This is a genomic window from Variovorax sp. PBL-H6, assembly GCF_901827155.1.
In the GTDB taxonomy this organism is placed as follows: Bacteria; Pseudomonadota; Gammaproteobacteria; order Burkholderiales; family Burkholderiaceae_C; genus Variovorax.
The window spans coordinates 154,134-178,834 of sequence record NZ_LR594660.1 but is presented as its reverse complement, the minus strand read 5'-3'; the positions used below and the strand labels follow the sequence as shown (position 1 = coordinate 178,834).

Genomic DNA, 24,701 nt, shown 5'->3' with positions numbered 1-24,701 from the left:
AAAATGGCGCCCGGTGAGGGGCGCCAGTTGTAAGCAGGGAGGGGTGCGCTTAGCTGGCGTCACAGGTGACGCGCCAGGCGAGAAGGCGGCTAGCTGTGGCAACGACCTGGTCCGCCCAGGCCTTGTCCGCCTCGAAGTCCTCGGTCGAAACGCCGAATCGCGCCGCGATGTCCGCCATCTCGGCGGCCGACGCGACCGTGGCGCCCAGGGGGAGCGAGAACAGATTGCCTTGGTGGTCGTAGCCGACGCCATCGACCTCCACCCAAGCGTGGGTGAAGCCGTCCGCACGGTAGCGGAGTACCGGAGCTGCGCCTAGTAGGGTGAAGCGCTCGTAGAGCGCTACCGCCATGGCCCAGCAGCCGCCCTCTTCGAAGTGGAAACCAGCTTCGGCATGTTCGACGGCTAGCGCCATCCCGGAGGAGATGTTCCCCGGATGAAATTCAGCATGCATGGTGTCCTCTGTGTCCTTTCGCTGTGTAGCAAGCGGAAGGCGAGGGAGGCCGTGGCGCGGCGCTTCGAGCTACCTCTTGAATTCCCAGTAGGTGCCTGTGGCCGTCGGCACCTTCGTCAGGCCGAACCGGCTGCTCGCTCCGAACCCTCGAAAAAGTGCTGCCAGGTCGCCAAGGAGAATGCGCGAGTCACCGTACGCTGAGTGGCCGAGGAAATCCGTGTTGACGTTTGAAGCGTCCATCGTCTCCAGGCCCGGCAGGACGATGAGGTCGGCGCCGGCGGAGCCCGCCCGTACTCCTCCCCAGAGACCCATAGATGCCGTCAGCGCTTTGTCCGCCTGGGAGGCGTACAAGCTGACGGGGGCACCGACTGCGACCAGCCGGGGAATGGTTTGCGAGGCGGCCGTGAAGTCCCAGGTGTACGCGGGCAGGGAACCATTGGAGGGCCAACTGTAAAAAACGGGGACCGAGGATAGGCCCAGGTCGGCGGAGATTTGTGCGGTCCGGTATGCCGCGTCTACGAAGGGAACGTTGAACCCGTGAATGAAAAGGAAGGCAGATTTCACACCTGGCGCCCGGCTAAGCGCAGTGTTCATCTCTTGGTAGAACTGTGCGGAAGTCAGCACCCGCTGGTCGAGAATTACGAAGTGCTTTTCGGTGCTCTCCTTCTGCCAGGAGGACGGCCTTTCGATACGGCCCATCTGATGAATAGGGCTAGGTGGGACGCTCACCTTCATGGCCCCCAGGACGATTGGGCCCCCCCTCTTTTCCAAATCTCTCCGGGCCCTCAACAGCTTTGCGGTCCGTTCCGAAGAAAACGTCCAAGACCATTGGCTTGGGGGGCCCCGCCAGGCCCGCGCAGCCTGAGAGCGCCGCCGCCAGGACTGCAACGGCCATGGAGGCCGACCAAAGTTGACGCGATTTCGCGGCCATCAAGGATGCCAGTGCCATGAACCCCTCCATTGTGGAAAAGCGGACAGACGATGGCGGCCTAGTGGTTTTAGGAGTTTGGCCGGCTACGCATTACAGCCGAATTCTGGAGTGACGAGAAGCCCCGCTCCGAGGGGCCAGCGCCCTGAAGCCACGTGCTCTGAACGACCGCGGGGCGAGCTCGAAGCGGGGAGGGCACCGGCTAGTGGTGGCTAGACCGAGAAGAACTACTTCTTCTCAGTCGATAAGGAACCCATGCCAACACACGCATCCCTCTCGAAGTACCAACAAGGCCAGAACCTCTGGTTTCACCCCGAAACGGGCGTCGAGGTGCGCGCTGCCCTCGAAGCAGCGTTCAAGACGCGATATGCCGTCCGACTCTGGTTCGGCGACACCAAGACAGGCCGCGCCTGGCCGGAGCAAGACCACGTCATCGGGCAAATCGGACGGTCGGCGGGCAAGCGCAAGCTGCCGCTCCTCGCGTCAGCCGATGGCGAGGCCGAGCTGCAAATCGAAGACCAGTGCATCGTTCGAATCGACCTGGCCGCACCTGGAACGCTGCCGGGTAGCTCCGTTTACCGGCATCAGGCGTTCCACACTGGCGACTGGGCCGTATCGGCCTCAGATAAGCGTGGTTACGCCGAGGACGTGCTGAACGATGGAAAGGTGCTGGCGCGCTTCAAGCAGAATGGCGCCGGCGCCCGCTACATCGACTTTCTGACCGGAGCATCGAATGCCTTCTGAGCAACCACGGCCCGTCCGCCCGGAGCTCGCTCCCGCATTCCAGCCTGGCCAGGTCATCGAGTTCTGCGACGACTTCTTTGTCGTCAGGGACAACCTCGGCGCCAGCGGGACGGTTACCCACCTTGACGGGCAGCACTGCTCCAGCAACTGGCGCTGGTCCTTTGAAGACGAGGTCTGCCGTCTCGCGACGGAGGCAGAGCTCAAGGCTCTCGACACCGGCCTGCCTCTCGTTTCCGCCGCGCTGGCGAGACTCAAGGCAGCCTCCTAACCAACGTCATTCCAAGCCGGGCCCTATTTGGGCCCGGCTTTGCCTTGTGCTCGGTGAGCGTTCCCGCAGCGCCGCAGGCACCGGTAGTGAGCATCGGGCGCTTGGCCCCGCCACCAACCCCGAAAGAAGGGCCGCTGTCCGGGAGGGAGCAGCGGCCGCTGAATTTTCGCGCCCTGGGTCAGCAGGCTTGGGTCCAAGCCAGCTCGCCACCCTGGTAGATGCGAAGAATGAGCTTGTCGTGGGTGCTTAACCATCGGCGCTTCACCTCAGGCACGAGGAGGAGCAGAAAAGATGAGAACTCATTAGGGTCGAGCCCTTGGGCAAGGTCTGGATGAAGGAGCTGAAGTTCAACTCGTGCAACATCGACCTCCTGGTCGCCTTTGACGGCAACAAAGACAATTGAAGTAGTCATGTGGTATCTGCTGAAGTTTTCCTGTCTTCTATAGCCAACCGCCGCCGCGTCGAGCCCTGCTCCGGGCAAGCTTCGGGAGGACAGGGGCCGGCGCGCCCAGCAACCCCCGGCACGCTAGCTTACCGGCGGGGCTCTCCTGGTTAGCTGCATATACTGAGCACGCGCAGCCCCAGCGCGCCGTCCTCGCCTGCTAACGCAGGTACGGTGAAACGGGGCATTCAGGACACACACACGAACTTTTTGCTTTGCGCAAAGGCGAGTATGTAAAGAGGACAGCATGCATTCACGCCAACGCGCGTATTGCAAGGAGTATTTCACGTGAACGTTACCCAACCTACGCCCAGCCAAGCCGCTGTGGTGCTGAAGAACTTTTTCCGTCGCAAGAGCATCCCGGTCGACCTGGGCACAGCCCAAGAGGCCGTGGCGCTTACCAGGGGCTACGCCTCCTGGAACGTCCTTGCAGCCAATGAAGCCCCGCGCGGTGGCAAGCAGCGCCCAGGTGCTGCGGCCTCCAAGCCGCTCGCTAGCGCCACAGGCGATGAGCTCTGGGTGGTCTGCGGCCGGCTCGGAGGCGATACATTCGACGAGCAACGTAGCATCTGGGCACCAAGCGGCCAAATCGCGGCTCAACGCTTTCAGCGTGCTCTTCTCGAAGACGACGGCCGCATCGATGAGGGTGAGACCTACGACCAATACGACGAGTACTACTCGGTGCTCGTCAACTCCAAGACGCTCGTCGGCAAGCTGGCAGGCGGGCGGTTCGAACTGGACGCGGATACGCTGCCGGAGGAGCATGTCGCCAAGGAACCCGCTAACCCGCAGGCTCCAGAGCGCAGCGAGAAGGCCAGCGAGTCACCCTCTCTGGCGGATATTGAACAGTGGTCGGCCGAAGTTTCGGCGCTCAAGGCTGACAAAGAGGACGCCCTGGTCGTGCTCAAGGACCGGCTCGAGAAAGCCGTTGACGCTACCGGCCTGCTCAAGGCTGCCAAGCGGATGGACGGCCGCGATGAACGGGCCATCGAGGAAGACAAAGGTAGCCCCTACGTGCAGCTAAGCTACAACTTCAAGCTCAGCAATCGTTTTGCCACAGAGCTCGTGGTCACCCTTCGGGATGACACGCTTGCCGTCTACGTACGGACTTGGGAGATGCTCGATGAACTCGACATGAGCAGCAACTACCAAATCTTCGACGAGCGGTCTGGCGACTTCGACACCGATGCCGAGTTGCCTGACAAGGATGAGCCGCTCGCGGTGCTCTTGGCCAACGCGCTCAAGGAAGCGAGGGGCCACAAGGAAATGCTGCAAGCACGCTACAACGTAGCTTGAGGGCGACCTAGCCTAAACCATTCGCCGCCGGACTCAGTCCGGCGGCTTTTTCTTGGCGAGAAGGCATTGCCGACGCGGCTTCATGCCTCTTATACTTTGAGCACGACATCCCTGATGAGCCGTCCTCACCTGTGAAAGCAGGTAGGCAATTCGGGGCATAAGCACCTCCGAACTTCTTGCAAAAGCAAAGGCTTCGCGTGTACCAGAGGACGACACCGAATCCAAGAACCCCTTTGTTTTAGCAAGGAGCATTTGCATGCCCGCTCGTTTTGTATCGCCAGGCCAAGCGGCATTGGCGCTGAAGTCGTATTTCTCTCGTCAGGGGATTGAACTCGCGCTGTGCATGGCAAAAGAAGCCGTCGCAGTGACGAGAGGCCACATCTCCTGGAACAGCCTCATGGCCGCGAGTGCGCCCGGTACCGACGAATCTGACGAGCCAACCTGGTGCCACCACTGTGAGGAGCCGCTCGAGGGCAAAACCGGTTACTGCACCGACCCGCGCTGCCCCTACCACCAATGGAAGCAGGAAGTGCCGTACGGCCGAATGGTCCTTCAAACGACCGAGCAGCTCGAGGCACGCTATGGGCCGAGACGTGGCCAAAGCGTCTGCCTGAACGAGGCCGAGAGCGTCGCCCGCACGGAAAGCGCCGGGCGGCTGGCCGCTGAGCGCACCGATGGGCCCGACGCCAAGCTGTGGCTGGTGCCGCCGCCACAGGACTAGCTCAGCCCGCGAGTGGAGTCCGGGGCGTCTCGGCCGGCCGGTTCAGGGCAATTCCTCTGGGTTCGGGCCCAGCCCGTCGATAGCCAGGTCCTGGTCGGCGGCGTTCTCCTCGGCTACGTCCCCAGAAATCTCGAAAACTTCCTTCCAAACCTCCGGCAGGGGCACCCCGGTTTTTGCGGCCAGGTCAGCCGCGAGCCGGCCGGCATCTGTCGAACTCGGCTGCGCCTCCTCGTCATGAATCTGCGCGCTAGTCAGGTTATTGCAGATTTCTTTGATGCCGCTGTAGAAAACCGGGGAGTCTTTCGGGTCGGGGGTAGGGTTGTCGTGTTGCATGTGTACTTTCAAAGGCCCCCGGAGTGGGGCGGCGATTCTAGTGAGCGACCCCGAGCTTGCCAAGTGCTTCGTTGAAGCGCTCCGACAGGCGGGGTTCTCGGAAGAAATCGCGGTCACGGGGTCGAGCTAGCTACACGCAAGCAGGACAACCACAAGCAACCTCATGACCCCCAACAACCAAATGGACCTCTTCTCGAGCGTCCTGCACGCCTACTCCAAGGAGCAGGAAGGTACGCTGGACAACGACAGCCTGTACAAGGCCGTCGCCGTCGGCATGGAACTGCCTGACGACACCGTGAGCCTGCGCAAGGCCACGGGCGAAGAAGGCGCTTCATTTAATGTGTTCAAGCGCAAGTGCCGCTGGTACCAGCAAACGCTGAAGCAGGCAGGCATCCTCGAGCACGTCGAGGGCGAGCGCGGCGTTTGGCGCCTTACGCGACCTGCGTCGAAGGACCTGAACCGCATCGAGCCCACAGTTTCGGTGGTCGGCTTCTCCACGAAGCTGGGCATTGCCATCCTAGGCTCATGCGAAACGGTCTTCGCCAGCATCGACTCGCCCATCACGCTTGTCATCACGAGCCCGCCGTATCCTCTGGCCAGCGCCCGAAAATACGGCAATCCCACGGAGCCCGAGTACGTCGACTGGATTTGCAAGACGCTGGAGCCAGTTGTTCGCAACCTGGTGCCTGGCGGCAGCATCTGCCTGAACATCTCCAACGACATCTTCCTGCCCGGCTCACCGGCGCGCTCTCTCTACCGCGAGCGGCTGGTGCTGGCGCTGCATGACCGGCTCGGTCTCCACAAGATGGACGAGCTCATCTGGTCGAACCCTTCGAAGGCCCCAGGCCCGTTCCAATATGCCAGCAAGGCGCGCACGCAGCTCAACGTGGCGTACGAGCCAATTTACTGGCTGACAAACGACCCTCACCGGGTCAAGTCGGACAACCGTAGGGTGCTGCAAGCCCACACTGAAGAGCACCTGAGGCTCATCCAGCGTGGCGGCGAGACCCGCGATACCAGCAACTCCGATGGTGCATATTCGATTCGGCCTGGCAGCTACGGCAACGAGACCGCCGGCCGCATTCCGCGGAACATCCTCACGTACGGCCACCGGTGTGCCGCTCAGACTGCTTACAAGCGGGATGCTCGAGCACTCGGCTTGCCTGCGCACGGAGCGCCCATGCCCCTGAAGCTTGCGTCGTTCCTGGTCGAGTTCCTCTCGGAGCCCGGCGACCTGGTGGCAGACCCATTTGGCGGTTCGTTCACAACCGCGGACGCTGCTGAACGGCTTGGCCGCAGGTGGTTGTCGACAGAGTGCATGGTCGAGTACGTGCTCGGCGGGGCCACGCGGTTCCGCCAGGCCGAAGGCTTCGTGCAGTCGCTGCTGCTACCAAGGAAGGCTCAGGCCGACCTGGAGCTGATGGCAGCGTAGCCGGAGCACAGCTTCACTTCATTCAAGCCGCCGGACCTAGGTTCGGCGGCTCCTTTTTTTCCGGACAGGCCTGCGCCGGCGCTCTACTCCTGGCTCGCGCCAGGATGAACCGTATCTACTCATCGGGGATGCAACAGTAGCCAGTCCTCTAGCGCGGCCGGAAGTTCCGAGTCGACAGATGCCTCCGCTACCCAGATGGTCCACTTTGCACCAAGCAGCCCCCATTTCCCGTCCTCGCCGGCGAACTTAAAGATGCCTTCGACCTGCACCGGCACGGCAGAGGGCGCAGGGAATCGTAGCGCCTCGTTCGCAGCTACGACGCGCGCGAACTCAGCGCGGGCTACCGCTCCAGCCGAGGAAATCAACAGCGAGAAGGTCGCGTCGATAACGTCGCGGGCCGCTCCTGGCCCGACTTCGTACCGGCATTCAGCGTGGAGTACATGGTGCACGCGAAACTCGAAGGCGTCACACTGTTGCCAGTGGAGGGGGTGAGTGGAATACAAGTCTGTTTTCATTTGAGTACCTTTCAAAGGTTGGTTAGAGGGTCACGACGGAAGCAGTACTCGCCGTCAAAGAGTGGAGGGAGTGAACGCCGCACCCACGAAAATCCTCTAACGCCGGGCACCCGCACGCAGAACGAATTTTTCTAAAAAAGGCTTGCGCGTATAAACTCCGCGACCTATAATGCTCACACATTCAAACCTGACTGACCGCAACATCATGAACGCCCTCAACATCACCGCCGCTTCCATCCGGGTCTCCCGGACGGTCGACTGCGCTCGTGATGAGCGTCGTGATGAACGTGCGGAGCGCGACGAGCGCTCCTAAGCAGTCACTGGTCGTCTCCGCCAGTGAGCTGGCGGACCCTCAGACGGCCAAAGTCTCACGACACCTCCCTCTGTATTCCCGCTAGCTGCGTCCAACAGGACTCGGAGAGCTTGGTTTTGCCTTGCCGCGGGAAGCTTCCCCTGGCAATGCGGACCATCGGTTTTAGACACCGAGGCGGAGCTATATCCGTCGAAATCTTAAAGGTTTCCTACTCCGTTCGACTTCTGGTTGAGGTCACCAGGCTTTCACCCTGGGCAGGCCGGGTTCAAATCCCGCACGGAGTACCAAATTCGCCGCGTGTCGAGTGACGCCGACGCGCCTTAAACAACTGCGCCATTGGCTCAATGGATAGAGCACCAGGTTGCGAACCTGGAGACTCCTGGTTCGATTCCAGGATGGCGCGCCATGCTTGCAAGGACTAGTAGCTCAGCTGAGAAGAGCAACCGCCTGTCCAGCGGTAGGTCGTGGGTTCGAGCCCCATCTAGTCCGCCAATCATTCGATGCACCCGTAGCTCAGGGGATAGAGCGCCGGCGTCCGAAGCCGGAGGTCGTCTGTTCAATTCAGACCGGATGCGCCAGCGGCGCGAAAGCGCTGCCAAGGGCAGTTTTGTCAGATATGAAAGTTTTGCAGAGCCGTAGCGCAACTGGTTAGCGCACCGGCCTGTCACGTCGGAGGTTGCGGGTTCGAGTCCCGTCAGCTCTGCAAAGCTTTTACGTCACGTTCGTCTAGTGCTCAGGACGTCACCTTCTCAAGGTGATTACACGGGTTGGAATTGATCTTGCCCCCGTATTTCAGGACACGGGCTATTCGCAATGTAGCGCCTGCTCGATCTGAGCAAGACGCTGTTGGGCAGCGCGATGCTGCCTGAACTCCCTGGGTGATCTCATCTTCAATGCCGAGTGCGGGTGTACCTCATTGAAGTGCTCGAAGGCCGCGGCCATCTGCGCCATCACCGTTCTCGCGTCGGCGAGGTCCATGCGGCTGACGTAGTCGCGCTTAAATGTGTTGACGAAGCTCTCGGCCATGCCGTTGCTCTGCGGGCTACACACGGGCGTGTTCACCGGCTTCAGGCCCAGCTGTCGAGCAATCTTCCGGGTCTCGGCCGCGATGTACGCGCCGCCGTTGTCCGAGAGGAACTCCAGCGTGTGAGTCCCGGGGATGCCATCGATGTTGCCGAAGCGCTTTTCCACGGCTTCGATGAGCATCTCACGCACCGGCTCGCCCGGCAGCCCCTTCCCCTCCCAAGCCCGGAAGGCAAGGATCTCGCGGTCGCAGCAGTCCTTGGTGAAGGTCGCGGTGACTGTCTGTCCCGAGTCGCACTTGATCTCGAAGCCGTCCGAGCACCAGCGCACATTGCTGTGCGCGACCGCCACTTTCCCCTCGTGAGGCCGGCTGGACTGGCGCCGTCGGGGTGCCTTCGGCAACAGCAACGCGTGGCCCGCCATCACGCGGTAGACGCGCTTGGCGTTCACGCGCGCAGCGCCGGTGTTGGCTCGATACCGGTTCACCAGTGCGCAGGCGCGTCGGTAGCCATAGGTTGGCAACTCGGTGATCTGCGCCTTGATCTCGTCGAGCAACGTGGCGTCGCTGAGCTTCGCCGGTCTCTGTGTGCGCGCGTCGATCCAGTTCTCTGGGCGGGTCCGCAGGCGATGAACATTCGAGCGCGCCAACCCCAAGGCCTGGCAGACAGCCTTCACTGGCCGTCCCCGTTCAGCAAGGGCGAGCGCGCAATCCACTTTTTTTCGGCGGCGTACTCCACGGCTTCCTTGAGGATTTCGTTCTCCAGCGTCTTCTTGCCGAGCACGCGCTGCAGCTTGGCAATCTCGGCACGAGCGGCGGCGAGCTCAGAAGCCGGCACCACGGCCTCGCCAGCGGAGACCGCCGTCAACGCTCCCTGTCGCTCCAGCTTGCGCCACTGGAACAACAAGCTGGCGGCAACGCCTTCCTGGCGTGCAACCAGCGACACGCTCATGCCCGGTTCGTAGCTTTGGCGAACCAGTGCGGCCTTCTCTCCAAGGGACCAGCGCCTACGGCGCTGGTCCCTCATGATCACTTCAACGGTATCCGTATTCCTAGTCGTACTCACAGTCCTACTCCTATCTTGAAAGATAAGCGATAGACCGTGTCCTGTCATTCAAGGGGCCAGCTCAGAATCCCGTACGTGACTCCAAATCTCTCGGGGCTAGCGCCTCGAAATCCGTCCGTAGCCGGTCTGGTCTTCGAAGCCAGTACGCCGTAGTTGGAGCTGCAATCGGGAGTTCGAATCTCTCCGGACGGGCCACTAAACTCAGTTCGTTAATCCACCTCTCCGACGAGCCAGCTGCCAATGTCTCACCGCCGAGCACCCTTTCTGATAACGGACTTCAAGACTATCGCGTGGCTGGCGGGGTACCTTGAGGGGGAGGGTTCGTTCCTGCGAAACTCCAAGCGCGTTGCCATAAGCCTTCAAACAACAGACTTTGACGTTGCGCAGAGGGTAGCTGGGCTTATGAACGCGAAGGTGCATCCGGTTTCTCAAGCGGCGGCGCACCACAAGCAGGCCTACGCTGTCCATGTCACCGGCAAGCGAGCGGTTTACTACATGCAACTCGTTCAACCCTACAGGGGGGTCCGTCGTCGCATCCGTATCGACGAGTGCCTCGACGCAGTCGCTCAAAACAGCCAGCATAGGAAGCGACTTGGCCAGGCGTCGGCCCGCATCTCGGATTCGGCTCTATTGGCGGCTTGGTTAGGCCGAGGAGAGGGCGTATCGCTTCGGGCGTTCTCAAACTCCGTTGGCATTGGCCGTAGCTCCGTGTCCCGTCGGTTGAACATCCTGGGTTGCAAGGTCAGTCGAGCCGCGCAGCATGACTCATGCTCAGATGCGTCAAGTTCACCACCAACTCAAGCTTGCTACCCGGCCCTTGACGAGCCGTCGGAGGTCTCGCTGGAATGGACAGCTGGGCTACTTGAAGGGGAGGGGAGCTTCGATTTCATCCAGGGGCGCACACGCGTCTCACTGAAAATGACCGACGAGGACGTCGTTGCCCGGTTCTCCCGCCTCGTCTCAACGACCGTTTGCTACCAAGCGCCCACGCGCGTTGGGTGGAAGGCAAGCTACATCGCAGCAGTACACGGCAATGCGGCAAAGGACTTGATGAGTCGCGTTGCACCACTGATGGGCAAGCGAAGACTAGCCAGAATCTCCCACTGCCTGACTGCGGCTCATGAGCATCGCGTGGCGCTGACGCTAGCGGCAAACCGCGTGTTCGAAGCCCGCTATCCCCAGGCGGCCATTTGCGCCAGATGGGCCAGCCGTCTGCCTGGCGAATCCCTCGAGTCTGTTGCAAAGGAGTTTGGAATCAGCCTCGAGTCGCTCCGGCGTCGGCTAACCGAATGGGGCGTCTATGAAGGCACGCCATCGAAGAGCATTCGCGCGTCAGTTCGCGTGGCCAGCCCTGCCTCTTTGCTCTAAGCCTAGCGTATCAGCGCACGCCACTTTGTCCTGAACCTCTTTCTCTGAGCACCCATGGTCTACAACACACGCATCGCCCCAAGCCCATCTGGATTCTTCCATCTCGGAACCGCACGCACGGCTTACTTCAACTGGCTGGCCGCGCGCGCCTCTGGCGGCAAGTTCCTCCTGCGCATTGACGACACGAACACTGCCAAGTCGCAGGACCAGTTCGTTGACGTCATCTACCAGGCTATGGACTACCTCAAGCTCGGCCACGACCTCACCTTCAAGCAGAGCGACCGGCAGGCCCGCTACCAAACGGTCGCCGGCGACCTGGTCGCAAAGGGCAGGGCGGTCCACCGCGATGGCGCGGTCTTTCTGCAGCACGACCTGGTCCATCAATCGTTCGACGACCGAGCGCTCGGCACAGTCAAGGTCACGAAGCTCGACCTCGACTTCATCAAGAACATGGTGCTGCTGAAATCGGACGGCATGCCGACGTACCACTTCGCGAGCGTCGTCGACGACATCGACTTTGACATCAACCTGGTCATCCGCGGCAACGACCACGTGAGCAACACCATGAAGCAGGTCGCCATCTACGATGCGCTAGACGCCGCCGTGCCCCAGTACGCGCATATCGGGTTGCTTTGCGACCTCAAGACCGGCAAGAAGCTCTCGAAGTCGGACGGCGCCAAGTCGCTGCTCGACTTCCAGGCAGACGGCATCGGCGCAGACGCCATGTGCAACTTTTTGCTCCGCCTGGGCTGGGGCTGTTGGCGCCGATGGAATATTGACCAGCTGTGCCGGTTGAATTTTGACCAGGGGCTAAGGCTGCCTCCGCAGGAGGTCAGCTGTGGATAACTATAGAGACGTTCCTGGTTTCTCGCTCCCTTCATTCAAGGGTTGACTGGCTGAAGTCTTGCGCTCCTGCTCCCTGGACTTGATGCGGCCCTTGGCCTCCTTGGAGCTGTGGCGGAAGCGGTAGGACTCGTTTCCGGTCTCGATGATGTGGCAGTGGTGCGTCAACCGATCGAGCAGCGCGGTGGTCATCTTGGCGTCCCCGAACACGCTGGACCATTCCGCGAAGGTCAGGTTGGTCGTGATCATCACGCTGGTGTGCTCGTAGAGCTTGGACAGCAGGTGGAACAGCAAGGCACCACCGGACTGGCTGAACGGCAAGTAGCCCAGTTCGTCCAGAACCACCAGGTCCATGCGCACCAAACTCATGGCAATGCGGCCTGCGCGACCTTGGGCTTTCTCCTGCTCCAGCGCGTTGACCAGATCCACCGTGGAGTAGAACCGCACCCGCTTGGCGTGCCGGCTCAACCCGGCAATGCCCAGTGCGGTGGCCAGGTGCGTCTTGCCCGTGCCAGGCCCACCGATCAGCACAGCGTTCTGCGCATCGTCGGTGAAGGACAGGTCTGAGAGTTTCTGGATCAGCGCCTTGTCCACCTGCGACACCTCGAAGTTGAACCCGGCCAAGTCGCGGTGCATGGGGAAGCGGGCCGACTTCATCTGGTGCGCAATCGAGCGCATCGCCCGGTCCGCATCTTCGGCTTGCAGCAGATGCTCCACCAGCCAGCGTGAGGCATCCAGCGTCGAGTCCCCACCTTGCTCGACCAGATCCGCCCAGGCCACGGCCATGCCGTTCAACCTCAATGCCTTGAGCTGCGCGTGAACATCCCGTGTCGTATCACGCATGACGCACCTCCTGATCATCCAGGTGGGTGGGACGCAGCCGGTCGTACCGCGCTGTGTCGGCCTTGGGCGCCAAGGTCAATTGCAGCGCGGTCTCGGCCTGCATTGGGGTCACCGGGTTGTTCAACCGCGCCAGCACATTGCGAACGTGCTCCACGCTGATGCTGCCGCTGGGGGCCATGCCTTCGAGCACCAGCTCTACAGCCACCAGCACCGCCTCCAAACCCGCCTGCGGAACCACCGCCAGCACCTGCGCCATGACCCGGTCACCTCCGGCGTGGCGCAACAAAGACTGCCGCAGCCGCAGCAGCGCAGGCGGCAGATCCAGGAAGGGTGTTCCATTGCGAAGCGCACCCGGCTTGCGCTGCACCAGGTCGATGTAGTGCTGCCAGTCAAAGACGGTCTGTCCACTGCCCGAGAGCCGGGCGTGGCTGGCCACCACCGCATCCATGGCAGCCACCTCCACCCGCTCCGGATACACCCGGGTGCTCACGATGTGACCCGCCCATTCACACGGCACCGAGTAACGGTTGCGGGCGGCCACCACCAGGCAGGTGCTGCTTACCCGGGCCAGGCGCTCCACATAACCATCAAAGAGCGTCGGCATGGACATGAGGTGGCCCCTCTCCAACTCCAGCATCTCACCCACGGTGAACTGTCGATGGATCGGGTGCGACGTGTCGGCCCACACCGAGCGGCAACGCTCTGCCAGCCAGGCATTGAGTTCGATGAATGAGCCGAAGCGCCGGGTGCTCGCCTCGATCCAGATACGCCGGCGGCTGTCCTGCACGTTCTTCTCCACCACCCCTTTCTCCCAACCCGAGGCCACGTTGCAGAAGTCCGGGTCGAACAGGTAGTGGCTGCACATGGCCGCAAAGCGCGCGTTGACGATGCGCCCCTTGCCCCGCTTGACCTTGTCCACCGCGGTCTTCATGTTGTCGTAGATGCCCCGCCGCGCCACCCCGCCAAGCGCCTGGAACGAGCGCGTGTGCGCGTCAAACAGCATCTCGTGCCCCTGGCTGGGATACGCCACCAGCCAGAACGCTCGGCTGGCACACAGCTTCAAATGCGCGACCTGCACGTTGTAGAACACGCCGCCCACCACCATCGCCTCATCGCTCCAGTCAAACTGGAACGCCTCGCCCAACTCAAAGCTCAAGGGCACGAACGCCTTGGCCGGACTGCTGTCAGAGCGCGTGCGCCACGCCCGGATGAAGTCCGTGACCGCGCTGTAGCCACCGCGGTAACCCTGCGCCTGGATCTGGGAGAACAGTGCCCTTGCAGAACGCCGGCTTTGCTTGGGCCGGTGCGCATCGGCCGCCAGCGCCTGGTGCAGCGTGCCCTCGAACGCCGTGAGCTTGCGCTCAACGACGCGTCGCTCGTACTTCGGAGGCTCATGGCCGGGGGCCTTGAGCCATTTCTTGACCGTGTTTCGGGCCAAGCCGGTTCGCTTGGAAATCTCGCTCAGGGAGAGTTGGTCGCGCAGCTTCATGCGCCTGACCTTGCCAATCATGTCCATGGTGATCACCTAATTTCCCTGCTGAAAGTTTCAGCAGGTCAGTGGAACACCCTGGTCAATTTTCAGTAGGCACTTCGACCTCTAGATGGTCAGTTTTCGGTCGGCGTCAACACCTATACGAAGCAGGACCACTTCGTACTAGGAAACCATGGAACTCATCGGAACAATCAAGGCCTACGGTCAAGACCTCGAGGTCAGGGAGACACGCTATCGGGACGGAGCGCTCGCGTTTATCGTGCAATCCCGGCAAGGCGAGGCGTACGGGACTCTGAGCGTCAACGTGCCCGGCCTCGAGCTGGCCGAAGGCGAATTCCTCGCCAAGACCTGGTCGGAAAACGAACCGCTTCGCGCGCCAGCGCTGGCCTTGACAGCATTCACCGACACCGGCAAGCGCGTGCCAGTCGGGTTCTGCGACGCCGAGGTGTGGGTGCGGCAGAGGGCCCATTGATGGCAGCCTTCGACCCTGACATCCAAGCCATGCTCGACGAGCGGGCACGCACGATGGCAGCTTTCACGGCGGACCATCGGCCACTGGCGCTCTACGCGCTTTATCGTGCGGACCTCCAGATGCCGACCGGCAAGCTGGCTGCACAGTGCGGTCACGCGTTCGACCTGGCCCATGACCGCGCCAAGCTCGAGCGACCGGAAATCACCGCTCAGTACCGAGGCAGCGGCAACGGAACCAAGCTCGTGATGTACGGCAAGAACGTCGGCCAGCTGATACGCGCATACCGGGAAGCGAAAGCCGCGGGCCTGCCCTGCGAGCTCATCATCGACCGGGGCCATATTCTCCTGCCGCACTTCACCGGCAAGCCCATCATCACTGCCGTTGGTATCGGCCCAGCCTACAAGGACGAGGTCGCCAACATCACCAAGCGATTCACGCTGGCGCGCTAGCCCCGTGCGTCTCATTCCAACGCCCCCACGTCATCGACGCTGGGGGCGCTTTTCCTGGTCAGGCGCTCAACGCTCGCGCGGCGAGCTCCAGTTCAGCTTTTGCTGAAGCGTCTTGAACAGGTTGTAGTCCTTCAGGTGCAGCATCTTCACGGTGGTCGCACCCTGCGAGACGTGGACCCGCGTTCCGTCCGTGAGCGGCCCGCCGTATGGCTGCCCGTCGCAGACCACCCTCGACTCCACCGTCCCTCGCACAACGACTTCGACCTTCACCGAGCTCGGAAGCGAGATGGGCCTTGCGGTCAACGAATGTGGGTTCAGTGGCACCAGGGCGATGGCTGCCAAGGAGGGGTGCAGGATGGGCCCGTTGGCCGACAGGGCGTAGGCGGTCGAGCCGGTGGGCGTCGTGATGATGAGCCCGTCCGCACGCAGGGAGAAGACGGGCTGCTCGTCCACGAAGACGTCGAACTGAGCGAGCCGGCCGAAGCCGCCGTTTGTGAACACGACGTCGTTGAAGGCAAGCCCCCTCGACTCTTCGCCGTCCAGCCCTGCCTCCAGAAGAATGCGGTCCTCGACCGTGTACTCGCCGGCCTGGATAGCATCCAGCATCCGTTCAATGTCCTTGGCAGCAACGTCGGTGAGGAAGCCGAGGGTTCCAAGGTTGACGCCAAGAATGGGTTTGCCCCAGCCGAAGAGGTTGCGAGCCACCCCGAGCAGGGTGCCGTCCCCGCCGATGGCAATGGCAATGTCCGCCTCCTGCCTGGCCGACTCGATGAGCTCAGAACTCCAGTTCTTGCCGTCCCATCCGCCCTTGTCGGGCCCCACCAGAACCCGTAGGCCCTTGAGCTGCGCCCAGGAGACGATTTCGTTGAGAACACCCCATGCGTGGGGGTTGTTGGGCTTGCTGAAGAGGGCCAGGGTCGTCATTGTTGTTTTTGCGGTGCAGGAATCGGAAAACTTGTTCTTTGGGGAAACCTAGAAGGCCAGCTCTGCGCCGGCCCCGTTGAAGGGGTAAGGGTTCTTCGTCTTCTCGACCGCCGCCTCCAGCAGCTCGGCCAGGTCGGCGTGTACGGGGATGTGGTAGCGCTGTGCCAGGCGGTCAAGGTAGCGCATCTTCTGCGCGTCTCCAGGAAAGCCCAGCAGCAACTTTGACGACGCCGCCAGCAAGCCGAATTCGGTGTTAGTCGTGAAGCCAGGCAGGGTTGCGACGTCACGGGGCACCCAGAACACGACCACTGTGGCCTGATTTAGGGCCTGCCATTCCCACTGCACCTGCGGGTCATACGTGTTGGGAGGAAGCCCGCCTCCAACCGTCTCGGGGACGAAGACCTTCCCGTCGAAGTCCAGACCCCGAAGAATCTCCAGCGCTTGCGGGCGCCAGGACTTCGTGGCGGCATCGCGCGGCGTGGGGCCCGCGAGGAAGATGGATTTTTCGAGGGGCTGCTGTGCAAAGATGATGTGCATTTGGAGAAAGAAGTAGGATTTCGAGGGCTTTAGCCCGTGAAGCGGACGGGGTGCTGCTCACCCCGGGAACTGACGAAAGCGGCCCGCGCCATGCCACTCATCGCCATCCACCGGATAGGCATGACCAATACGCGCAGACCAGACGTCCACCATGTGGCAGAACGCCGCGAGCTCGTTCATCACACGACCGTTGCTCGAGTAGTCCTGCATTTCGCCTTCCACGTACGTCAGCGCGTTGAGCTGCGCAGGTGTCAGTACCAACGCATACTCCTGCAGCTTGGCCGCGCGAAAAGCCTTGAACGCGGCTTTGGTATCCAGGCCCTGGCGGTTTACAACCTGGCCGTCGGAGTGCACCAATATGCGCCAAGGCTTCTCGAGGTCGTGCAGGTACAGGATGAGCAATGCGTCTGAAATCGAGAACGGCAGCGGGCGACCCAACGCTTTGGTCAGCGCATACAGGTGGCGACCGTAGTTCATCGAATCGACCACATGGTCCAGGTAGCCCCCATCCCAGGCCTGATGGTTGTGCGTCGACCCGCGCGTGGTCTCGAACAGCTTGCGGTTGTCCGCGAGGATGTGCTTGCAGGCTGTGTGGGCAGGTTCGTCGATAAGGTCCAGCAGGTCCTGGATTTGCAGGTAGTCCAGGATTTGACTAAGGCAGCGAACGTTGGTGGTAGGCATGAAGCAAAGGCTAGATTGAGCGAAGCCTGGCCGGGCGTTCTCAGAAGACGAGAGCTTGGCTGGGACCGCCAGTGCCAAGGGATTGGGACTGCGCGGAGATGGAGCGGCTGACAAAGTCCGCGAGCTTGGCCAGGCGTTGTGGCGTTGCATCCGCCAAGTCGACGTACTGGTCGATGCCCGCTTCGACCTGGAAGGCCTGGAGCTCGCGGGCGTATTGGGCGGCGTTGATGCCAATCAGGACGGTGCGCAGCGATTCGATGTGCTCGCCCTTCAACGCACCCACAATCTCCTTCTGGATGTCCGCTGGCCGCATGCGACTATCGTTGTCGACGCCGTCGGTGCCGATGAAGACGATGCCGTTGACCAGGTAGTCCTGCTGGGCCAGCGTCTTGGCGTAGGCGTTGGTTGCACTTACCGCGGCAAAGGTGGCGTCGGCCAAGGCGGTCAGCCCCTCGCAGGTTGGGGCCACGTACGAGGCCACATCCACCTGATTCAGAGGCAGGAACCCGTGCACCTCGTCGACGCTGCGATTGAATTCGACGACGCGCAGCAGGAGGAACTCGGCACGAGGGCTCTTTCTGCAAGCACCGACCACCGTGACTTTGAGCTTGTTCAACTCGTCCGCGAACGAGGAAACCGAGCCGGTCTTGTCCATCACGACGGTCACAAGGGTGTACTCCGTCGAGCCGAGCGTCTCTGGACGGACGGCGGAGAACGCAAAGCCGGAGACGCTGCCGAGCGTCATGGTGTCATCAACGAGTTTCATGGGAATCCTTTCTGGTCTAGAGACGGGTTGTCTCAACCCGCCCGGTCCAAGCGGTTTAGAGGTTACTTGCGCCCGTTGGCCACGAGTTCGCCCAGCACGTCGGTCGACGTCGCCGTACGCAGGCCGCGAGCGGTCATGTCCGCCAGGAACGACTGGTACTGGGCTTCGAACCCACCTACCGGCGAGATGCAGTCGGTCAGGAGCACCAGCTTGCTGAGACTGTCGGCGCCGAAGTTGTCGGCAATGTGCTCGGTCGTGGCCTTGACGCAGTGGCTGCCCGCCTCGCCGGCAATGAGCACTATGTCGGCCTGGGCCAGGATGTCGATGAGGCCGCGATTGAGCTGCGTGGTGGGGTCGTCGGCCGCCGGAACCTCGGCCATGACCGCGCTGTAGTGCTCGGTCCAGGGGTTCGAGCCCTTGGTCACCTTGTTTACGATGCCGAGGAACGCCTCCTCCCATGCGACGTAGGCGGCGCGCACATCGGCGTGCACGTTGTGCCCCCAGGTTCCGATTTCGCAGTGTGGCGTCCAAACCATGTGGACGTAGCGGCCACCCGCCTCGAGCGCGTCCAGGTAGGCCAGCACGCGGTCCGTGGCCTTCGGGTGGCGCGGCAGATAGGCGCCAGCTCGCACCTGGGCGGCGGTGATTTGGGTGAACGGGTCAACGGGCGAACCGTCACCCTTCATCCACATGGCCGGGCGCTCGATGCCCACACGGTGATGGGAGTCCAGCGTGACGGAGATATCCGAGAGGCCGCGCAGACCGCGATTCAGGAGCTCGGTCAGTCTCAGCATGTCAGCGTGCGCGCCGGGGACGGCGAGTTGCGGCCGGAGGACCTCGCCAGGCTTCAGTGGGTCCGCGGGCAGGTAGGCGGACGGCAGGTCGCAGAAGTCGTTTTGCGGGTCGATGACGAGAAGGTGGATGTTGTGCTTCATGCGGAGCTCCTTTGCCGTTGTGTTGTGCTCAGTATAGCATCGTTAGTTTCTCCGTGCAACTAACAGCGGAATCGAGGGCGCCCAGCGCAAAAAAAATGAGTGCGGAACAGGCAAGGGGAGGGGCCTTGTCGTGGCCTTGCCCAAAAAGTGTCGTTAGTTCTATAATGATACTAACGGCCTTCCCGCAGGCTTATCCCACAAAGCTCCCTCTAAAGAGGAATCCCATGTTTCAAACTGTCATCTGCACGGTCGACGTCGTGCTACTGACCCTGAAGGAGCACAAGCTCCACGTCGCGCTCTTCAAGCGGGACAAAGAGCCCTTCGCCGGCAGCTACGCCCTGCCCGGGGGCTATATCCATGCCGACGAAGACAACACAGCGTTTGATGCGGCGCTGCGCGTTCTCAAGGCCAAGACCGGGGTCACGAGCCCCTACCTCGAGCAGTTGGCGACATTCTCGGGCGCGGAGCGCGACCCTCGCGGATGGTCCGTCTCCATCGTCTACTACGCGCTGATGCCGCTGGAGGTTTTGGAAGCCGCCGACCAGGCGGGAATGCAGGTGTTGCCCGTCAGCGCCGTCAAAGACCTGCCCTTTGACCACAATGACATTGTTGCGGCGGCCGTCAAGCGCGTGCGCAGCAAGAGCATCTACTCATCGCTGCCGGCACATCTGTGCGGCCCGCAGTTCACGCTGCCTGAGTTGCAGTCGGTTTACGAAGCGGTGCTGGGCAAGACACTGAACAAGGTGAGCTTTCGCCGAAAGGTGGACGAGCTCGACCTGGTGGAAGAGATTCCTGGCGCCAAGACCGAGGTCATCTCGCAGCGGCCCGCGCAAATCTACCGCCTGAAGCGCAAGTTCCGCCACAAGCTTTCGACCGTCGAGCGGGCACTGCTGTCCTGAGGCGGCAACGCGATGAAGACCACATCGTGCGGCGTGCTCATCCGGAACGCGGCCGGCCAACTCCTGGTGGCCCATGCCACGGGCCAGCGCCACTGGGACATCCCCAAGGGCGGTGCCGAACCCGGTGAATCGCCCAGGGAGGCAGCGGTCCGGGAGGTCCTGGAGGAAACAGGGCTGGTGCTGGCGGCCGAAGCGCTTCGGGAAGTGGGCCTTTTCGCCTACAGGTCCGGCAAGGACCTCCATTTGTTCACAACGACGCTGGCGGAGGCCGATTGCGACCTGGGCCGGTGCCAGTGCACAAGCCATTTCCCTCACTTCCGGACCGGCGTCTTGACGCCTGAGGTCGACGAGTACAGGTGGGTGGACCTGCCGGAAGTACCGAAGTACTGCGCGCTTTCGATGACGGCGCTTCTCCGAACGTTGCCGGGCCTCGAGGCAATCGCCGGACCAAAACGCTGAAACCCGGCCGCTACACAGGCTCATGCCCAAGCACACTCGCGAACCACCGAAGCGCTCTGCAAAGTCCTACGCCGTCTGGCTCCTGAGCCGCCGGGAATACTCGGCCAGGGAGCTTCAGGACAAGCTCACGAACCGCGGGTACCCGGCCGAGGAGGCGACCTCTGCGGTGGGTGAAATGCAGCGTCACGGCTTCCAGGATGACGGGCGGTTTGCCGCGGGTGCCGCGCGCACCTCCGCCCTCCGACTGGGCAACCGCAGCGTGACCGCGAAGCTTGCGGCCAAAGGCATCTCCAAAGAGCTCGCGGCTGAGCAGCTCGAGCAGCTCGAGCCCGAGGAGACACGCGCCCTACGCGTTGCGGAGCGTTTCGAGGGAAAGCCCCTCGACGAGGCCCTCAAGGCCAAGGCCTACCGGTACCTGGCATCGCGGGGATTTTCTGGTGGGGCGGTCAAGGCCGCCATGCGTCACCTCCACGCAGAGGCCCAGCGGCGCGCCGAAGAGGAGGATGGACGGCCTGTCTAAAGGGGTGAGGGGTCGAGTTGCCTATACGGCTGCAGGACAACACACAAAGGAACCCTTCATGACCATCCGCTTCAACACCGGTGACCTCCTGGCCCAGCAAGGAATCATCGTCCACGGCTGCAACTGCTTCGGCAAGATGGGCTCCGGCATGGCCAAGGCCATTCGAAACCGCTACCCGTTCGCCTACCGCGCCTACATGAACCGCTTCGAGGTGTTCGGCCTGCAGCTCGGCGACATCGTCGCGGTGGCCAATCCAAAGCTGCGCATGCAGCAGCCCGAGCTCATGAGGCACATCAGCCAGTTCGACGAGAGCATCCCCGAGGGAGTCATCGTCGTCAACGCCATGACGCAATACGACTACGCCACGAGCGACGACACCAGCACCCGCGTCTTCGCCGACTATCCGGCCATCGAAGCTGCGTTTGCCCGCATCTACATGATTGCCGCGGCAACCAAGATGCCGGTGAACTACCCCCTCATTGGCTGCGGCCTTGCCCGAGGCAAGTGGCCCGAGGTCCGCGAGCGTATCGAACGCTCGATGAAGAACATCGACAGCGACCTGTGGCTCCTCCCCGGCGCAACCGTCGAGTAAGAAATCCGTTCTCTACTTCAACCACCGCTCCTTTTCCAAAGGGCGGTGGTTTTCTTATGGGGTTGGGCGTGATGTTCGTCGCGCATTGACGGGATTTGGGACGCACCGAGGCGCGTTTCGGACACGAGGCGACAGCTATCATTGGCGCCAAACAGGCAAGAAGCAGATGATGAGATTCGACTTTCGCAGGGAGGGGCTTTTAGCCTGCTTCCCATGACCGCGCGCAGCACGCAGGCGCTTCGCGCCCGAACCGCTCAAATCCTCAAATTCCTGGACTCCCCCGTCTACGGGGTGACGCGGACATCCAGCCTCCCGCTCACCGGCGCGGCATTCTTCTACGCGACAGGCGCTGCAAGTTGGCTGTTCAGCCCCGCCCTGGCTGGCGCCCTGGCAGCCACGTTGACGCTGCGAGCGGCGCTCAAAGGCCTTCGCATTCGCCTCGACGCTGCTGGGTTCGCGGCACAGAGCCACCCGAGCATGTCTGCCGCCGAGCGAGCCGCGATGCAAGAGATTTGGGGCCGCTGGTCGATACATGCCGGCAAGAGTGCGCTCCAGGCGCTTGCGTTCTGCGCAGGCGCCGGCCTGACTCCCGCGATTGCCTACGGACTTGGAACGCTCCTGGCCGACCCTCTCGAAATCTTGATGCAAGCGTTGGGCACAACAGGAATTGCACTGGCCTGGAGCCTCGTTTTCATGTCCAGGCGAGGGTACTGGGTGCGGCCGCTGCGAAGGGTCTTCGGCAGTTCAGGGTCGGTCCAGAACACTGACATTTAGTTTAGGTCGAGGGCTTCCTAAAACGTATCGGTCGTGCTAAAATGCTTCTCCTACGCTAAAGAGAAGAGCCATGAACGCGCCAATCACGTACATCCCCGGATTTCTGAAAGACCCCGACGCCGTCTTGAACGCGCTTTGGAACGAGCTCGCCTGGGAACGCCGCGGCACGACGCCGCGTCGTGAGTACTACTCCAACGAGCATCCGGTGCCCTACGCCTACGGGGTGGAGGAGTTCAAGCGCGAATACCAGCCACAGCCTTGGCATCCGGTCGTCCTTGACATCAAGGCGGCTCTCGAGGAGCGCACGAACACCAAGTTCGAGGTCTGCTTCTTGAACGGATACGAAGACCAGCGTGACCACCTTGGGTGGCATGGCGACAATTCCAGCGAAATGGACGACGCTCGCCCTATTGGCATCGTCACAGTCGGCGCGGAGCGCGACATCATGTTTCGACGCAGAGGCGACAAGGAAAGCATCGAGCGGCTCAAGCTCCAGCATGGAAGCCTGTGTCTCATGGCCCCAGGTATGCAAGACCTGTGGGACCACAAAATCCCAAAGGCCGGCTTCTCCTGCGGCACGCGCATCAGCTTGACGTTCCGCGGCTACGTCGCCTGACAACAACTGACCCTACGAGCCCCGAAGCCGCAGCTGGCCTCGGGGCTTTTTCTTTGCCGCCGTGCGTGCATCCAACGAAGGAGGCAAAGGCGCGGCCGGCGGGGGACTGAGGCCGGCACGACTCCGTGCGAAACACAGCAAAAGGCTAAGGGCGCTATCCCTAAGGGCGGGGAGTGAATCGCGGTGGTGGGCCCGCTGCGCTCCCGGGTCAGCGCAAGCTGTTAGCAGCCGCTTGATTCCCGCCGGACCCCGCCACCTCGACGGAGTTTTCCTTGGTCGGGCGCGATGGCTTTCCTATCGACGCGCGGCCGCCCGGACCGGAGCAAACGATTGCCGGTGCTCGGGGCAGGGACCGCGCGTGCGTAGTGCTTCCATATGGGCGGCAACGCCGTACCCGGAGTGCTTGGAGAAGCCATAGCCGGGGTAACGCGCGTCCAGCTCGACCATATGCCGGTCTCTGCGCACCTTGGCAACGATGGACGCGGCGGAAATTTGCGGGCATAGGGCATCACCGCCGACCAGGCTCTCCAGCTGGTTGGCTGCAAAGTTCTCGAAGCGTGGCAGCCGGTTTCCGTCAACGCGAATCAGGTCCGGACGGACGGGCAAGGCGGCAACGGCGCGCTCCATGGCCAGGAAGGTCGCCTGCAGGATGTTGATTTTGTCGATTTCCTCGGCGGTGGCCACCCCGACGCCTACCCAGCAATGCTCCTCGATGAGCGGCAGAAGAGCCTCGCGTCGGCGTGCACTCAGTTTCTTTGAATCGTCGAGGCCTGGAACCAAGACGTCGCGGAAGATGACCGCAGCCGCATAGACAGGCCCCGCGAGCGGGCCGCGGCCTGCTTCGTCAACACCGCAAACCAGCTTGAAGGGGGAATTGCTCATGTGGCGCCATTTCGAGACCTGTGAGCTTTTCGAGGGATTCGCCAAGTCTCTGGTCCGTCCCCCTATAGGCGCCGTCGTTTAGCCGCTGGCCCGGGCGGCTTCGCTACACCGGGGCAGGACCAACAGAAAGGAATGACATGACAATCTCTCTTGCGCCCACCGATGCAAATGCGACCGACCCTCTAAGCTCAGTCGCGCTCAACCAAGCGCTGGCGGAAAATGAGGCTGAACTTGCCGCCGTACAGGCGGAGATGGACCGCCTGCGAAAAATCCGAAGCGGGCTGCTGCGACAAACGCCCGTCGCTTGCGAGCGCAACAACTTCGGCCAAGGCTGCGGTGCGGTCACCTCCATCGGCGAACTGACCTACATCCAGACGCACTGGTATGAGGGCCCGCATGGCTGCAGCGGCGGCGACACCTGGCATCGAGGTGAAGGTCAATTCGTCTGCCCAAGCTGTGGGCACCGCAACCGGCTTTACAACCGAAAGGACGTCGAAAAGCTGGCTGGGCTCTTCAGGGTCATCCAAGCCGTGTACGACCGCTGAACTGATTGAACGAACGCCTTGGTCCTTCCGGGGCGTTTTCTTCTGCCTGCCAGGCTAACGAAGAACGCAGAGCCAGCACCAAAGAGTACTTCCGGCTAAACGAATGCTCTAGATGTGCAAACGACTCTACGCAGCACACCCAATGGAATTCCCGGCCCTCACGGAACGAACCTACAACGACAGCCGCCGCAAGCTCTCCGTGCTGGCACAAGCCATGGCACTGGACGTCATCCACCGCGCCCAATCGCAGGCCGTCACTCTCATCCTTCAGGCCGGCCTGCCGGACGATGCTGCACGGCTCCTCAAGAGCGATATTGCCGAGTCGCTGCTGGCAAAGGACGTTGCCCGCGTTGTGGAATGCGAGGGCTACCTGCAAGTTCCAACTGCAGCCCGGAGGGAGGAAATCCTCGAGCAGGCGCTGGTGGGTACCTTGCTCGGCTGGGTTTCGCAGAAGGTGGAGCAGGAGGACGCCCATCGGCTGCTTCAGGCGGTGCTTTCGCTATACGAGCCGTCCAACCCTGACGGAAGACCCTGACCACCCCGAGCGGGTCGCCCCCAGGCAGTGCCACCCCAA

Annotated in this window: 29 protein-coding genes and 6 tRNA genes; 20 read left to right on the top strand and 15 right to left on the bottom strand. The window is 62.2% G+C overall.

Features of this window, described 5'->3' with window-relative positions; translation table 11 throughout:
* Positions 1 to 49: 49 nt before the first annotated feature.
* Together G3W89_RS29180 and G3W89_RS29175 are read right to left on the bottom strand one after the other, a co-directional pair.
* The gene (locus G3W89_RS29180) at positions 50 to 451 is read right to left on the bottom strand and encodes a hypothetical protein (protein WP_162571042.1); all 402 of its coding nucleotides are present in this window, start codon (positions 449 to 451) and stop codon (positions 50 to 52) included.
* Positions 452 to 520: 69 nt separating this feature from the next.
* Positions 521 to 1,150, bottom strand: a complete 630-nt coding sequence (locus G3W89_RS29175) for an alpha/beta hydrolase (protein WP_232076892.1) — start codon at positions 1,148 to 1,150, stop codon at positions 521 to 523.
* Positions 1,151 to 1,709: 559 nt separating this feature from the next.
* Between G3W89_RS29175 and G3W89_RS29170 the strand changes: the two genes are divergently transcribed.
* Together G3W89_RS29170 and G3W89_RS29165 are read left to right on the top strand one after the other, a co-directional pair.
* Positions 1,710 to 2,123 (top strand): hypothetical protein, encoded by a 414-nt coding sequence (locus G3W89_RS29170; protein ID WP_162577704.1) that lies wholly within the window; start codon positions 1,710 to 1,712, stop codon positions 2,121 to 2,123.
* Positions 2,113 to 2,391 carry a hypothetical protein gene (locus G3W89_RS29165; protein WP_162571045.1) on the top strand — a complete coding sequence of 93 codons (279 nt, stop codon included), beginning with the start codon at positions 2,113 to 2,115 and terminating at the stop codon, positions 2,389 to 2,391. Before G3W89_RS29170 ends, G3W89_RS29165 begins: the two co-directional genes overlap by 11 nt.
* A gap of 178 nt (positions 2,392 to 2,569) precedes the next feature.
* Here G3W89_RS29165 and G3W89_RS29160 read toward each other — a convergent pair whose 3' ends face one another.
* Entirely contained in the window at positions 2,570 to 2,803 is a 234-nt protein-coding gene (locus G3W89_RS29160; RefSeq protein WP_162571046.1) for a hypothetical protein, read from the bottom strand.
* A 318-nt stretch (positions 2,804 to 3,121) separates the two neighbouring features.
* Here G3W89_RS29160 and G3W89_RS29155 point away from each other — a divergent pair, with 318 nt between their 5' ends.
* Both G3W89_RS29155 and G3W89_RS29150 read left to right on the top strand, forming a co-directional pair.
* Complete coding sequence (locus G3W89_RS29155) at positions 3,122 to 4,129, top strand: hypothetical protein (RefSeq protein WP_162571047.1); 1,008 nt, start codon at positions 3,122 to 3,124, stop codon at positions 4,127 to 4,129.
* Positions 4,130 to 4,385: 256 nt separating this feature from the next.
* The gene (locus G3W89_RS29150) at positions 4,386 to 4,850 is read left to right on the top strand and encodes a hypothetical protein (protein ID WP_162571048.1); all 465 of its coding nucleotides are present in this window, start codon (positions 4,386 to 4,388) and stop codon (positions 4,848 to 4,850) included.
* Positions 4,851 to 4,892: 42 nt separating this feature from the next.
* On the opposite strand, the gene G3W89_RS29145 is transcribed toward G3W89_RS29150, so the two are convergent.
* The gene (locus G3W89_RS29145) at positions 4,893 to 5,183 is read right to left on the bottom strand and encodes a hypothetical protein (protein ID WP_162571049.1); all 291 of its coding nucleotides are present in this window, start codon (positions 5,181 to 5,183) and stop codon (positions 4,893 to 4,895) included.
* A 163-nt stretch (positions 5,184 to 5,346) separates the two neighbouring features.
* Between G3W89_RS29145 and G3W89_RS29140 the strand changes: the two genes are divergently transcribed.
* Positions 5,347 to 6,615: a site-specific DNA-methyltransferase gene (locus tag G3W89_RS29140; RefSeq protein WP_162571050.1), complete on the top strand. Its 1,269-nt coding sequence runs from the start codon at positions 5,347 to 5,349 to the stop codon at positions 6,613 to 6,615.
* Between the two features lie 119 nt (positions 6,616 to 6,734).
* Here the strand turns inward: G3W89_RS29140 and G3W89_RS29135 are convergent, their stop codons facing one another.
* Positions 6,735 to 7,130 carry a hypothetical protein gene (locus G3W89_RS29135; RefSeq protein WP_162571051.1) on the bottom strand — a complete coding sequence of 132 codons (396 nt, stop codon included), beginning with the start codon at positions 7,128 to 7,130 and terminating at the stop codon, positions 6,735 to 6,737.
* A 523-nt stretch (positions 7,131 to 7,653) separates the two neighbouring features.
* Here G3W89_RS29135 and G3W89_RS29130 point away from each other — a divergent pair.
* The 5 genes from G3W89_RS29130 (at position 7,654) to G3W89_RS29110 (ending at position 8,146) form a co-directional block, all read left to right on the top strand.
* Positions 7,654 to 7,730 (top strand) — tRNA-Glu (locus G3W89_RS29130).
* A gap of 43 nt (positions 7,731 to 7,773) precedes the next feature.
* Positions 7,774 to 7,849, top strand: a tRNA-Arg gene (locus G3W89_RS29125).
* A gap of 9 nt (positions 7,850 to 7,858) precedes the next feature.
* A tRNA-Asp gene (locus G3W89_RS29120) sits at positions 7,859 to 7,935 on the top strand.
* A 10-nt stretch (positions 7,936 to 7,945) separates the two neighbouring features.
* Positions 7,946 to 8,021 (top strand) — tRNA-Arg (locus tag G3W89_RS29115).
* A 51-nt stretch (positions 8,022 to 8,072) separates the two neighbouring features.
* Positions 8,073 to 8,146, top strand: a tRNA-Asp gene (locus G3W89_RS29110).
* A gap of 101 nt (positions 8,147 to 8,247) precedes the next feature.
* On the opposite strand, the gene G3W89_RS29105 is transcribed toward G3W89_RS29110, so the two are convergent.
* Positions 8,248 to 9,491, bottom strand: a protein-coding gene (locus G3W89_RS29105; protein ID WP_162571052.1) for an IS3 family transposase whose coding sequence is annotated in 2 segments (ribosomal slippage) — positions 8,248 to 9,194 and positions 9,194 to 9,491 — 1,245 coding nt in all. Because the reading frame shifts where the segments join, the coding sequence is not laid out codon by codon here.
* A gap of 150 nt (positions 9,492 to 9,641) precedes the next feature.
* Here G3W89_RS29105 and G3W89_RS29100 point away from each other — a divergent pair.
* Both G3W89_RS29100 and G3W89_RS29095 read left to right on the top strand, forming a co-directional pair.
* Positions 9,642 to 9,725: transfer RNA gene (locus G3W89_RS29100), tRNA-OTHER, on the top strand.
* A gap of 1,227 nt (positions 9,726 to 10,952) precedes the next feature.
* Positions 10,953 to 11,744 (top strand): glutamate--tRNA ligase, encoded by a 792-nt coding sequence (locus tag G3W89_RS29095; RefSeq protein WP_162571053.1) that lies wholly within the window; start codon positions 10,953 to 10,955, stop codon positions 11,742 to 11,744.
* Here the strand turns inward: G3W89_RS29095 and istB are convergent, their stop codons facing one another.
* Together istB and istA are read right to left on the bottom strand one after the other, a co-directional pair.
* A complete protein-coding gene (istB, locus tag G3W89_RS29090; RefSeq protein WP_162570835.1) occupies positions 11,745 to 12,584 on the bottom strand; it encodes an IS21-like element helper ATPase IstB in 840 nt (279 codons plus the stop codon). It lies immediately after the preceding gene.
* Positions 12,577 to 14,100, bottom strand: a complete 1,524-nt coding sequence (istA, locus tag G3W89_RS29085) for an IS21 family transposase (protein ID WP_162571147.1) — start codon at positions 14,098 to 14,100, stop codon at positions 12,577 to 12,579. Before istA ends, istB begins: the two co-directional genes overlap by 8 nt.
* A gap of 148 nt (positions 14,101 to 14,248) precedes the next feature.
* Here istA and G3W89_RS29080 point away from each other — a divergent pair, with 148 nt between their 5' ends.
* Together G3W89_RS29080 and G3W89_RS29075 are read left to right on the top strand one after the other, a co-directional pair.
* Positions 14,249 to 14,548, top strand: a complete 300-nt coding sequence (locus G3W89_RS29080) for a hypothetical protein (protein ID WP_068673940.1) — start codon at positions 14,249 to 14,251, stop codon at positions 14,546 to 14,548.
* Entirely contained in the window at positions 14,548 to 14,997 is a 450-nt protein-coding gene (locus G3W89_RS29075; RefSeq protein ID WP_068673938.1) for a peptidyl-tRNA hydrolase, read from the top strand. Before G3W89_RS29080 ends, G3W89_RS29075 begins: the two co-directional genes overlap by 1 nt.
* A gap of 66 nt (positions 14,998 to 15,063) precedes the next feature.
* Here the strand turns inward: G3W89_RS29075 and G3W89_RS29070 are convergent, their stop codons facing one another.
* The 5 genes from G3W89_RS29070 to G3W89_RS29050 all read right to left on the bottom strand — a co-directional run bounded on the left by G3W89_RS29070 (position 15,064) and on the right by G3W89_RS29050 (position 18,840).
* Positions 15,064 to 15,921 (bottom strand): NAD(+)/NADH kinase, encoded by an 858-nt coding sequence (locus G3W89_RS29070; protein ID WP_068673936.1) that lies wholly within the window; start codon positions 15,919 to 15,921, stop codon positions 15,064 to 15,066.
* A 48-nt stretch (positions 15,922 to 15,969) separates the two neighbouring features.
* Complete coding sequence (locus tag G3W89_RS29065) at positions 15,970 to 16,458, bottom strand: nucleoside 2-deoxyribosyltransferase domain-containing protein (RefSeq protein ID WP_068673935.1); 489 nt, start codon at positions 16,456 to 16,458, stop codon at positions 15,970 to 15,972.
* Positions 16,459 to 16,515: 57 nt separating this feature from the next.
* On the bottom strand, positions 16,516 to 17,139 hold the full coding sequence (locus tag G3W89_RS29060; RefSeq protein ID WP_068673933.1) for a hypothetical protein: 624 nt from the start codon (positions 17,137 to 17,139) through the stop codon (positions 16,516 to 16,518).
* 40 nt (positions 17,140 to 17,179) lie between these two features.
* Complete coding sequence (locus G3W89_RS29055) at positions 17,180 to 17,905, bottom strand: hypothetical protein (protein ID WP_162571054.1); 726 nt, start codon at positions 17,903 to 17,905, stop codon at positions 17,180 to 17,182.
* A gap of 62 nt (positions 17,906 to 17,967) precedes the next feature.
* Complete coding sequence (locus G3W89_RS29050) at positions 17,968 to 18,840, bottom strand: cysteine hydrolase (protein ID WP_162571055.1); 873 nt, start codon at positions 18,838 to 18,840, stop codon at positions 17,968 to 17,970.
* A 224-nt stretch (positions 18,841 to 19,064) separates the two neighbouring features.
* Between G3W89_RS29050 and G3W89_RS29045 the strand changes: the two genes are divergently transcribed.
* The 5 genes from G3W89_RS29045 (at position 19,065) to G3W89_RS29025 (ending at position 22,700) form a co-directional block, all read left to right on the top strand.
* Positions 19,065 to 19,739 carry an NUDIX hydrolase gene (locus tag G3W89_RS29045; RefSeq protein WP_162571056.1) on the top strand — a complete coding sequence of 225 codons (675 nt, stop codon included), beginning with the start codon at positions 19,065 to 19,067 and terminating at the stop codon, positions 19,737 to 19,739.
* A gap of 12 nt (positions 19,740 to 19,751) precedes the next feature.
* Positions 19,752 to 20,198: an NUDIX domain-containing protein gene (locus tag G3W89_RS29040; protein ID WP_068673924.1), complete on the top strand. Its 447-nt coding sequence runs from the start codon at positions 19,752 to 19,754 to the stop codon at positions 20,196 to 20,198.
* Positions 20,199 to 20,220: 22 nt separating this feature from the next.
* A complete protein-coding gene (locus G3W89_RS29035; RefSeq protein WP_068673922.1) occupies positions 20,221 to 20,718 on the top strand; it encodes a regulatory protein RecX in 498 nt (165 codons plus the stop codon).
* 58 nt (positions 20,719 to 20,776) lie between these two features.
* Positions 20,777 to 21,310 carry a macro domain-containing protein gene (locus tag G3W89_RS29030; RefSeq protein ID WP_068673919.1) on the top strand — a complete coding sequence of 178 codons (534 nt, stop codon included), beginning with the start codon at positions 20,777 to 20,779 and terminating at the stop codon, positions 21,308 to 21,310.
* A gap of 844 nt (positions 21,311 to 22,154) precedes the next feature.
* Entirely contained in the window at positions 22,155 to 22,700 is a 546-nt protein-coding gene (locus G3W89_RS29025; RefSeq protein WP_068673915.1) for an alpha-ketoglutarate-dependent dioxygenase AlkB, read from the top strand.
* 294 nt (positions 22,701 to 22,994) lie between these two features.
* Here the strand turns inward: G3W89_RS29025 and G3W89_RS29020 are convergent, their stop codons facing one another.
* Both G3W89_RS29020 and G3W89_RS29015 read right to left on the bottom strand, forming a co-directional pair.
* Entirely contained in the window at positions 22,995 to 23,582 is a 588-nt protein-coding gene (locus tag G3W89_RS29020; RefSeq protein WP_068673913.1) for a ribonuclease HII, read from the bottom strand.
* Positions 23,583 to 23,770: 188 nt separating this feature from the next.
* Positions 23,771 to 24,109, bottom strand: a complete 339-nt coding sequence (locus tag G3W89_RS29015; RefSeq protein ID WP_146041332.1) for a hypothetical protein — start codon at positions 24,107 to 24,109, stop codon at positions 23,771 to 23,773.
* Positions 24,110 to 24,269: 160 nt separating this feature from the next.
* Between G3W89_RS29015 and G3W89_RS29010 the strand changes: the two genes are divergently transcribed.
* The gene (locus G3W89_RS29010; RefSeq protein ID WP_068673909.1) at positions 24,270 to 24,662 is read left to right on the top strand and encodes a hypothetical protein; all 393 of its coding nucleotides are present in this window, start codon (positions 24,270 to 24,272) and stop codon (positions 24,660 to 24,662) included.
* Positions 24,663 to 24,701: the final 39 nt, after the last annotated feature.

Excerpts from the sequence above, each read along its gene's own strand:
- G3W89_RS29180 (WP_162571042.1), bottom strand. The coding sequence starts at position 451 with ATGCATGCTGAATTTCATCCGGGGAACATCTCCTCCGGGATGGCGCTA.
- G3W89_RS29175 (WP_232076892.1), bottom strand. The coding sequence starts at position 1,150 with ATGGGCCGTATCGAAAGGCCGTCCTCCTGGCAGAAGGAGAGCACCGAA.
- G3W89_RS29165 (WP_162571045.1), top strand. The coding sequence starts at position 2,113 with ATGCCTTCTGAGCAACCACGGCCCGTCCGCCCGGAGCTCGCTCCCGCA.
- G3W89_RS29160 (WP_162571046.1), bottom strand. The coding sequence starts at position 2,803 with ATGACTACTTCAATTGTCTTTGTTGCCGTCAAAGGCGACCAGGAGGTC.
- G3W89_RS29150 (WP_162571048.1), top strand. The coding sequence starts at position 4,386 with ATGCCCGCTCGTTTTGTATCGCCAGGCCAAGCGGCATTGGCGCTGAAG.
- G3W89_RS29145 (WP_162571049.1), bottom strand. The coding sequence starts at position 5,183 with ATGCAACACGACAACCCTACCCCCGACCCGAAAGACTCCCCGGTTTTC.
- G3W89_RS29140 (WP_162571050.1), top strand. The coding sequence starts at position 5,347 with ATGACCCCCAACAACCAAATGGACCTCTTCTCGAGCGTCCTGCACGCC.
- G3W89_RS29135 (WP_162571051.1), bottom strand. The coding sequence starts at position 7,130 with ATGAAAACAGACTTGTATTCCACTCACCCCCTCCACTGGCAACAGTGT.
- G3W89_RS29095 (WP_162571053.1), top strand. The coding sequence starts at position 10,953 with ATGGTCTACAACACACGCATCGCCCCAAGCCCATCTGGATTCTTCCAT.
- istB (WP_162570835.1), bottom strand. The coding sequence starts at position 12,584 with ATGCGTGATACGACACGGGATGTTCACGCGCAGCTCAAGGCATTGAGG.
- istA (WP_162571147.1), bottom strand. The coding sequence starts at position 14,100 with ATGGACATGATTGGCAAGGTCAGGCGCATGAAGCTGCGCGACCAACTC.
- G3W89_RS29080 (WP_068673940.1), top strand. The coding sequence starts at position 14,249 with ATGGAACTCATCGGAACAATCAAGGCCTACGGTCAAGACCTCGAGGTC.
- G3W89_RS29075 (WP_068673938.1), top strand. The coding sequence starts at position 14,548 with ATGGCAGCCTTCGACCCTGACATCCAAGCCATGCTCGACGAGCGGGCA.
- G3W89_RS29070 (WP_068673936.1), bottom strand. The coding sequence starts at position 15,921 with ATGACGACCCTGGCCCTCTTCAGCAAGCCCAACAACCCCCACGCATGG.
- G3W89_RS29065 (WP_068673935.1), bottom strand. The coding sequence starts at position 16,458 with ATGCACATCATCTTTGCACAGCAGCCCCTCGAAAAATCCATCTTCCTC.
- G3W89_RS29060 (WP_068673933.1), bottom strand. The coding sequence starts at position 17,139 with ATGCCTACCACCAACGTTCGCTGCCTTAGTCAAATCCTGGACTACCTG.
- G3W89_RS29055 (WP_162571054.1), bottom strand. The coding sequence starts at position 17,905 with ATGAAACTCGTTGATGACACCATGACGCTCGGCAGCGTCTCCGGCTTT.
- G3W89_RS29050 (WP_162571055.1), bottom strand. The coding sequence starts at position 18,840 with ATGAAGCACAACATCCACCTTCTCGTCATCGACCCGCAAAACGACTTC.
- G3W89_RS29045 (WP_162571056.1), top strand. The coding sequence starts at position 19,065 with ATGTTTCAAACTGTCATCTGCACGGTCGACGTCGTGCTACTGACCCTG.
- G3W89_RS29040 (WP_068673924.1), top strand. The coding sequence starts at position 19,752 with ATGAAGACCACATCGTGCGGCGTGCTCATCCGGAACGCGGCCGGCCAA.
- G3W89_RS29035 (WP_068673922.1), top strand. The coding sequence starts at position 20,221 with ATGCCCAAGCACACTCGCGAACCACCGAAGCGCTCTGCAAAGTCCTAC.
- G3W89_RS29030 (WP_068673919.1), top strand. The coding sequence starts at position 20,777 with ATGACCATCCGCTTCAACACCGGTGACCTCCTGGCCCAGCAAGGAATC.
- G3W89_RS29025 (WP_068673915.1), top strand. The coding sequence starts at position 22,155 with ATGAACGCGCCAATCACGTACATCCCCGGATTTCTGAAAGACCCCGAC.
- G3W89_RS29020 (WP_068673913.1), bottom strand. The coding sequence starts at position 23,582 with ATGAGCAATTCCCCCTTCAAGCTGGTTTGCGGTGTTGACGAAGCAGGC.
- G3W89_RS29010 (WP_068673909.1), top strand. The coding sequence starts at position 24,270 with ATGGAATTCCCGGCCCTCACGGAACGAACCTACAACGACAGCCGCCGC.